The organism is Kitasatospora sp. NPDC043950 (genome assembly GCF_056435345.1).
Map to the genome: position 1 here is coordinate 1 of NZ_JBWKER010000029.1, position 7,530 is coordinate 7,530.

Sequence of the window (7,530 nt, forward strand, 5' to 3'; positions counted from 1 at the left end):
CGGCGGAGACCACCACGGTGTGGGACACCCCGGGGGTGTTGTCCACGAAATTGGTGATCAGCCAGTTCAGGTTCTGTGCGGCCTGGCTCATCTGATTCAACTCAACGCTCCTGGTGATCTGCGCCGTTGCCGTCGGTCCGGCCACCGAAACTATCGAATCCGGGCTGCTGGGCACCATGCTGGGAGCCCGGCTGGTTGGCCTGTTCGGCTCCGGCCCGGCGGCCCTGCTGGATGCCGCGGCGCAGGTTGGTCAGCCGGCCGCGGACCTCTTCGGGGGCCCGGGAGACCTGCGGACCGGTCAGCGGCGAGGCCTCGGCGGTGCCGGAGACCAGGTTGGCCTGCGGGGTCCGCCGGGGGAGACCGGACATCGTGACGCCGCTGGTCGAGGGCTCGCGGACCTGCTCGGCGCGGCGCCAGCGCTCGTCGTTCGCGGACGGGCGCCACGGGGCGTCCCCGGTGCCGGGCTGCGGCTGCTGGCCCTGCTGCTGGCCCTGCTGCTGACCCTGCTGCGGGGCCTGGGGCTGCGGGGCCTGGGGGGCCTGAGCCTGCGCGGCCTGCTGCGGAGCCTGGGGCTGCGGGGCCTGGGCCGGCCGGCCCTGTCGGCCCTGCGGGTCGGACGGCTGGAACTCCGGCGCCGAGGTGCCGGGCCGGCGCGGCTGGTACGTCCGCGGCCGCGCCTCCTGCCCGCCCTCCTGCGGGTACCACGGCTGCTCGGCCGCACCCCCGGACGGGCCGGTCGGCAGCGCCATCGGCTCCGGCCGGGCCTGCTCCTGGCGCACCGGCTCGGGCCGGGCCTGCTCCTGACGGACCGGCTCCGGACGCGCCGGGTTGGGCACGCTCGGCAGCACCGGCTCCACCAGACCGAGGCCCAGCGGGTCACGCGGGTCGATCTGACTGGCCTCGAAGCGCGGCCGGGCGAACTGCTGGGTGCTCTCCACCGGTGCCGGCTCGGCCGACGGCAGCGGCTGGGCCTGCTGCTGCGGCGGCAGTTGCGGCTGGCGGTCGCGCTGCGGCGCGTCCGGGCCGGGGCGCTGCGGACGGCGCTGGCCCTGCGGACCGGGCTGGCCCTGCGGGCCGCCCTGACCGGGGCCGCCCTGGCCCTGCGGGGCCGGCCGGCGCTGGGGCAGGCCCTCCTGCGGGCGGTTGCCCGGGCGGGCGCCGCCCTGCTGCTGCGGAGCGCCGCCCGGCCGGCCCGGCCGACCGTGCTGCGGCTGCTCGCCGGTCCGGGGGCCCGGACCGCCGTCGAACTCGCCACCCGGGCGCGGCCGTTCCTGGCCGGGGCGGCCCTGAGCGGGCTGCTGCTGACCGGGGCGGCCCTGAGCGGGCTGCTGCTGACCGGGGCGGCCCTGGGCGGGCTGCTGCTGGCCGCGGCGGGGCAGGCCGCCGAGGCCGCCCTGCGCCGGGCCCGGCCGGTTCGGGCCGCGCTGCGGCAGGCCGCCCTGCGGGGACTGCTGGGGCTGCGGGGACTGCGGGGCCTGCTGGGCCGGCTTCTGGCCCTGGGGCTGCGGGGCTTGCCGGCCCGGTCCCTGGGGTCCCTGGGGCTGCTGGCCCGGGCCCGGCTGGCCCGGCTGGCCGGGGTTCTCGCGCAGCGACTGGCCGACCTGGCGGGTCGGCAGGCCTCCGGCCCGGCCGCCGGGCGCGGCAGGCGCACCCGGTCCGGTCGGAGCACCCGGAGCACCCGGAGCACCCGGAGCACCCGGAGCACCCGGAGCACCCGGAGCGTTCGGTCCGGTCGGAGCACCGGGGCCGCCCTGGCCGAGCTGCGGGCGGCCGCCCTGCGGGGCACCGCCGGCCGGGCCCTGGCCGAGCGCGGCCGGGCCGCCCTGGCCGGGCGGCACCTGGCGCTGCTGGCGCGGCGTCGGGGCGACTCCGCGCTGCTGCTTGGCCTGGGCCGGGCCGGGCCGGCCGGCGCCGCGGCGGTCGGCGGAGTTGGTGACGTCCACCGGGAGCATGACCAGCGCGGTGGTGCCGCCGGAGTCGCTGGGGCGCAGCTGGATGCGGATGCCGTGTCGCAGGGACAGGCGGCCGACCACGAAGAGGCCCATGCGGCGGGAGACCGAGACGTCCACCGTCGGCGGGTTGGCGAGGCGCTCGTTGATGTCGGCGAGGTCGTCGGGGCTCAGGCCGATGCCGGTGTCGTGGATCTCGACCAGGACGCGGCCGTCGGGCAGCGCGTGGCCGGTGACCCGGACGCGGGTCTGCGGGCTGGAGAACGAGGTGGCGTTCTCCAGCAGCTCGGCGAGCAGGTGGACGAGGTCGTTGACGACGCGGCCGGCGACCTCGGCCGACGGCACGGCGGCGAGTTCGATGCGCTCGTACTGCTCCACCTCGGAGGCGGCGGCGCGGAGCACGTCGACCAGCGGGACGGGCCTGGTCCAGCGGCGGCCCGGGTCCTCACCGGCGAGGACGAGGAGGTTCTCGCCGTTGCGGCGCATGCGGGTCGCGAGGTGGTCCAGCTTGAAGAGGTTGGCCAGCTGGTCCGGGTCGGCCTCGCGGCTCTCCAGTTCGGAGATGAGCGACAGCTGGCGCTGGATGAGGCCCTGGCTGCGGCGCGAGAGGTTGGTGAACATCGCGTTGATGTTGCCGCGCAGGAGGGCCTGCTCGGCGGCGAGGCGGACGGCCTCGCTGTGCACCATGTCGAAGGCGTGCGCCACGTGGCCGATCTCGTCGGTGGAGTCGACGGCCACCGGTTCGACCGTCGTGTCGACGTCGTGCGGGTCGCTCTCGGAGAGGGTCTTGACCAGCTCGGGCAGGCGGCGCTCGGCGACGTCCTCGGCCGCGGCCTGCAGACGGGTCAGCGAGCGCACCATCGAGCGGGCGATCAGACCGGCGCCACCGAGGGCGACGAGCAGCACCAGGGCGATGGCGGCACCGATGATGATGGCCTCGGTGTCGGCCTGGGACTGGAGGTCCTGGGCCTTGCCGTCGAGGTCCTCGATGAGCTTGGACTCGATCCGGCGCTCGGCGGTGATCTTGGCGCTGGCCTTCTCGTACCAGTCCTTGTAGGTCACCGGGTCGGTCTGGTGGATGCCGCTCGGCTGGAGGATCGAGCGCGCGTACCGGTCGGCGTCGGCGATCACCGAGTTGTAGCTGAGCTGGCCGCGCAGGTTGTCCAGGTCGTGCGCGGTGTAGATGTTGTTGAAGCTGGTGAGCGAGTTGTCGTACGAGGTGCGCAGGCGGATGCCGAAGGACTCGTCGCTGGGGCTGAGGTCGGGGCCCTTGGGGTTGGCGAGTGCGGCGCCGATCAGGGCGCGCTGCTGCGAGGTGGCGTTCTTGGCCAGCGAGAACTGCTGCAGCGAGCGGGTCGCGACGAGCAGGTCCTTGTTGTTCGACGCGAGCGCGATGTCCTGGGTGATGGCCAGCAGGTCGCGGATGATCACGTCGTAGGCGGTGATCGTCGACTGGATGTTCTGGTTGTTCTGGTACGGCGTGTTGCGCGCGTCCGAGATCGAGTTCAGGTCCCTGCGGATCTGGAACAGCAGCGCCTTCCCGCCCGAGAGCTCGAGGTTCTCGAACTTGTCCGAGGACGCGGTGAAGGTGCGGCTCAGGTCGTCGGTGGCCCTGCGGGCGGTGGCGATGTCGTCGTCGAGCGGGTCGTTGGGGCGCGCGGTGATGTAGCCGGCGCTGATGTCGCGCTCGGTCTGCAGGGCGTCCGCGAGGTTGGTCGCCTTCTTGGCCAGGTCGGACAGGTTGGCCATCTGGGAGAGCTGCTGCGAGTTCTGCATCGAGGCCTGGATCCGCAGGCCACCGAGGACCAGGGAGACCAGGACGGGCAGGGCGAGCAGGGCGATCAGTCGGGTCCGGATGCGCCAGTTGCGCATCGCGAGCCGGCTCAGACCGGTGGCCCGCCGCCTGGTCAGGGTGGTCCGGAGCTTGTCCCGGGCGGACTTCCGTTCCTGGCCGTCGTCCTCCGGGTGGCCGGGGGCCTCGGGGATCACCGGCTCGGGCGGGCCGCCGGGGGCCGCCGCCTGCTGGGGGGCTGCCACGGGCTCGTGCGACTCCGGGTTACCCGCGCCGCCGCTACCCCTTTTGAAACGTCCCTGCACTGGCGTCGCAACCTCTGGACCGGGCGTCCCGCCGCGTCGCCGCGGACCGGACGGTGTCGAGTTTCCTTCCGCTCCCCGGCTGGTCCGGGTGAGCGCGTCGCCGGGGTGGACTTCTCCCTACCCACGGTCCGTGGCATTCCAGCACAGCCGGGGAATCCCAACAAGGGCCGCCAGGACACGCCGCGCGGCGCTACCGAACGCGTGCGTGACTTCACTGACTGTGCCGTAACAGGACCGGAATACCGCATTTTTCGGACACTCGCCGGATACATGCCAACCCGGCCCGAGATCGAAAAGAGTCGCGGACCTTCCGGAATGACCGTTATCGGAGATATGCCGGAAAATCCCGTTGCGGCGATATGTCGGATATCTGCAATTCGCTCATGAATTTGTGAGCAAAATCACAGTCTAATGTGTAGCTTTGGTCACGGCCCCTGTGGAATGAGATCTCGTAACCTGGCTGTCTCCGGAGCACGGCCCCGATCAGCCTGCCCAGAACCCCTCCGAATCATTCGGAATCACTCAGGCCGGTGACGATCCGCCGCGATCCGCCCGGCCGCGACCACGAGGTGCTCTCGATGTCCCAGGCGAAGAAGGCCACCAAGTCCACGCTGCCCTGCCGCTCCACGGCGAACCCGCGCCGGACGACGCTGGCCTCGGTCGCGGACTTCAGCACGATCCCGGGTGCCCGCAAGCCCGAGGACGCCGTCACCTACGGCACCGAGCTGCCGGCCAGCACCGCCAACCCGCGCCGCACCCAGCTGATGGTCGCCCCGGCGCCCGTCGTCGTGCAGGACTGACCCGACCCCCGCTCCGACCGGGCGTCGCGGCCGTGCCACCGAGGGCGGTCGCGGCGCCCTGCGGCGTTCCCGGGCGGTTGCCGGGGCTCGCGGCCCAACCGCGCTGAACAGGGGCAAAGCGGTCAGCCGGGGCCCCACGCGATAGCCTGGACGACGATTGACGGGGCCGCGCCCACCGTGGGCGAGGCGCCCACCAGCGCCCGGGCGCGCCCCGGGCGGTCGACGAAGCGAGGGGTATCCCAGCCGTGCGCATTGCCAGGTTTTCCGTCCGGGAGGGGAGCCCTGCCGCCGGCAGCGTCTCCTTCGGCGTGGTGGAGGGCGACCCTTCCCAGCCCGACTCGCTGGTCGTCCACGCGCTGGCCGGCCACCCGTTCGGCCAGCCCCAGCCGACCGGCGAGAGTTACCGCTTCCAGGACGTCCGGCTGCTCAGCCCGATGCTCCCCAACAAGATCGTGGCGGTCGGCCGCAACTTCGCGGCGCACGCCGCCGAGCTGGGCAACGACGTCCCGGACGTGCCGCTCACCTTCTTCAAGCCGTCCACCTCGGTGATCGGCCCGACCGAGAACATCGCCTACCCGCCGTTCTCCTCGGACGTCCAGCACGAGGCCGAACTCGCCGTGGTGATCGGCCGGATGTGCCGCGAGGTGCCGCTGGACCGGGTGCCCGAGGTGATCCTCGGCTACACCTGCGCCAACGACGTCACCGCCCGGGACGTGCAGAAGCGCGAGGGCCAGTGGGCCCGGGCCAAGGGCTTCGACACCTCCTGCCCGCTGGGCCCGTGGATCGAGACCGATCTGGACCCGGCCGACCTCGCCGTCACCTGCACGGTCAACGGCGAGCTCCGGCAGGCCGGCCGCACCTCCCAGATGGTCCGCTCGGTCGCCGAGCTGATCGTCCACATCTCCGAGGCCATGACGCTGCTGCCCGGCGACGTCATCCTCACCGGCACGCCCGCAGGGGTGGGCCCGCTCAACGTCGGCGACGAGGTCGCCGTCTCCATCGAAGGCATCGGCACTCTCACCAACAAGGTGATCAAGCGTGGCTAGTGAAAAGCTCAGCGGCTCCGCCGCGGGCAACCCGGCCGTCCGGGTTCGTTTCTGTCCGTCCCCGACCGGGAACCCGCACGTGGGCCTGGTCCGCACGGCCCTCTTCAACTGGGCCTACGCCCGCCACAACGGCGGCACGCTGGTCTTCCGGATCGAGGACACCGACTCGGCCCGCGACTCCGAGGAGTCGTACGACCAGCTGCTCGACGCGATGCGCTGGCTCGGCTTCGACTGGGACGAGGGCCCGGAGGTCGGCGGCCCGCACGAGCCGTACCGCCAGTCCCAGCGGATGGACATCTACGCCGACGTCGCCCGCCGCCTGCACGAGGCCGGCCACGCCTACCACTGCTACTGCAGCACCGAGGAGCTGGACGCCCGCCGCGAGGCCGCCCGCGCCGCCGGCAAGCCCTCCGGCTACGACGGCCACTGCCGCGAGCTGACGGACGAGCAGGTCGCCGTCTACAAGCTGGAGAAGCGCGAGCCGATCCTGCGCTTCCGGATGCCCGACCGCACCCTCAGCTTCGACGACCTGGTGCGCGGCACGCTCACCTTCGAGCCGGAGAACGTGCCGGACTACGGCATCGTCCGGGCCAACGGTGCCCCGCTGTACACCCTGGTCAACCCGGTGGACGACGCCCTGATGGGCATCACCCACGTGCTGCGCGGCGAGGACCTGCTCTCCTCCACCCCGCGGCAGATCGCGCTGTACGCCGCGCTCGCCGAGATCGGCGTCGGCGACGGCACCACCCCGCGCTTCGGCCACCTGCCGTACGTGATGGGCGAGGGCAACAAGAAGCTCTCCAAGCGCGACCCGCAGGCCTCGCTCAACCTGTACCGCGAGCGCGGCTTCATCCCCGAGGGCCTGCTCAACTACCTGTCCCTGCTGGGCTGGTCGCTGGCCGACGACCGCGACCTGTTCGGCATCGACGAGATGGTCGCCGCCTTCGACATCGCCAAGGTGAACGCCAACCCGGCCCGCTTCGACCTGAAGAAGTGCGAGGCGATCAACGCCGAGCACGTCCGCAAGCTGGCCCCGGAGGACTTCGTCCGCCGCCTGGTGCCGTACCTCCAGGCCCCCGGGCTGCTGCCGGCCGAGCCGACCGCCGAGCAGCTGGACCTGCTCGCCAGGATCGCGCCGCTCACCCAGGAGCGGATGGTCGTGCTGAGCGAGATCGTGAACATGGCCGGCTTCCTGTTCGTCGACCCGGCCGACTTCGCCGTCGACCCGGACGACGCCGCCAAGGCGCTGACCGCCGACGCCCGCCCGGTGCTGGAGGCCAGCGTCAAGGCGCTGGAGGCGCTCGCGGACTTCAGCCCGGAGCCGATCCAGGCCGCGCTGCGCGAGGCGCTGGTGGACGGGCTGGGCATCAAGCCCAAGTTCGCGTTCACGCCGCTGCGGGTCGCCGTCACCGGCCGCCGGGTCTCGCCGCCGCTGTTCGAGTCGATGGAGCTGCTCGGTCGCCCCGAGACGCTGCGCCGGCTGAACTCCGCCCTGGAGGCCCTGCCGGCCGCCTGAGCGGGCCGCTGAGCAGGCCGGGGGGGGGGGGGGGGGGGGGGGGGGGGGGGGGGGGGGGGGGGGGGGAGGAAGGACGAAACGCAAAAACGGCAATCAAGGGGCGTGGGGGGGGGGGGTGGTGG

At 73.1% G+C, this 7,530-nt stretch carries 4 protein-coding genes and 1 pseudogene; 3 read left to right on the forward strand and 2 right to left on the reverse strand.

Going from position 1 to position 7,530, the window contains the following annotated elements; genetic code table 11:
- Together AC07BF_RS20295 and AC07BF_RS20300 are read right to left on the reverse strand one after the other, a co-directional pair.
- Positions 1–91, reverse strand: a pseudogene (locus AC07BF_RS20295) (roadblock/LC7 domain-containing protein); the annotation flags it as partial.
- Between the two features lie 10 nt (positions 92–101).
- Positions 102–3,986, reverse strand: coding sequence for a sensor histidine kinase (locus AC07BF_RS20300; RefSeq protein ID WP_478333703.1), 3,885 nt, complete (start codon positions 3,984–3,986; stop codon positions 102–104).
- A 590-nt stretch (positions 3,987–4,576) separates the two neighbouring features.
- Here AC07BF_RS20300 and AC07BF_RS20305 point away from each other — a divergent pair.
- The 3 genes from AC07BF_RS20305 to gltX all read left to right on the forward strand — a co-directional run bounded on the left by AC07BF_RS20305 (position 4,577) and on the right by gltX (position 7,408).
- Positions 4,577–4,846 carry a hypothetical protein gene (locus AC07BF_RS20305; protein ID WP_363585713.1) on the forward strand — a complete coding sequence of 90 codons (270 nt, stop codon included), beginning with the start codon at positions 4,577–4,579 and terminating at the stop codon, positions 4,844–4,846.
- 245 nt (positions 4,847–5,091) lie between these two features.
- Entirely contained in the window at positions 5,092–5,892 is an 801-nt protein-coding gene (locus AC07BF_RS20310; protein ID WP_063347716.1) for a fumarylacetoacetate hydrolase family protein, read from the forward strand.
- Positions 5,885–7,408 carry a glutamate--tRNA ligase gene (gene gltX, locus AC07BF_RS20315; RefSeq protein ID WP_363585714.1) on the forward strand — a complete coding sequence of 508 codons (1,524 nt, stop codon included), beginning with the start codon at positions 5,885–5,887 and terminating at the stop codon, positions 7,406–7,408. The genes AC07BF_RS20310 and gltX overlap by 8 nt, the downstream gene beginning before the upstream one ends.
- Positions 7,409–7,530: the final 122 nt, after the last annotated feature.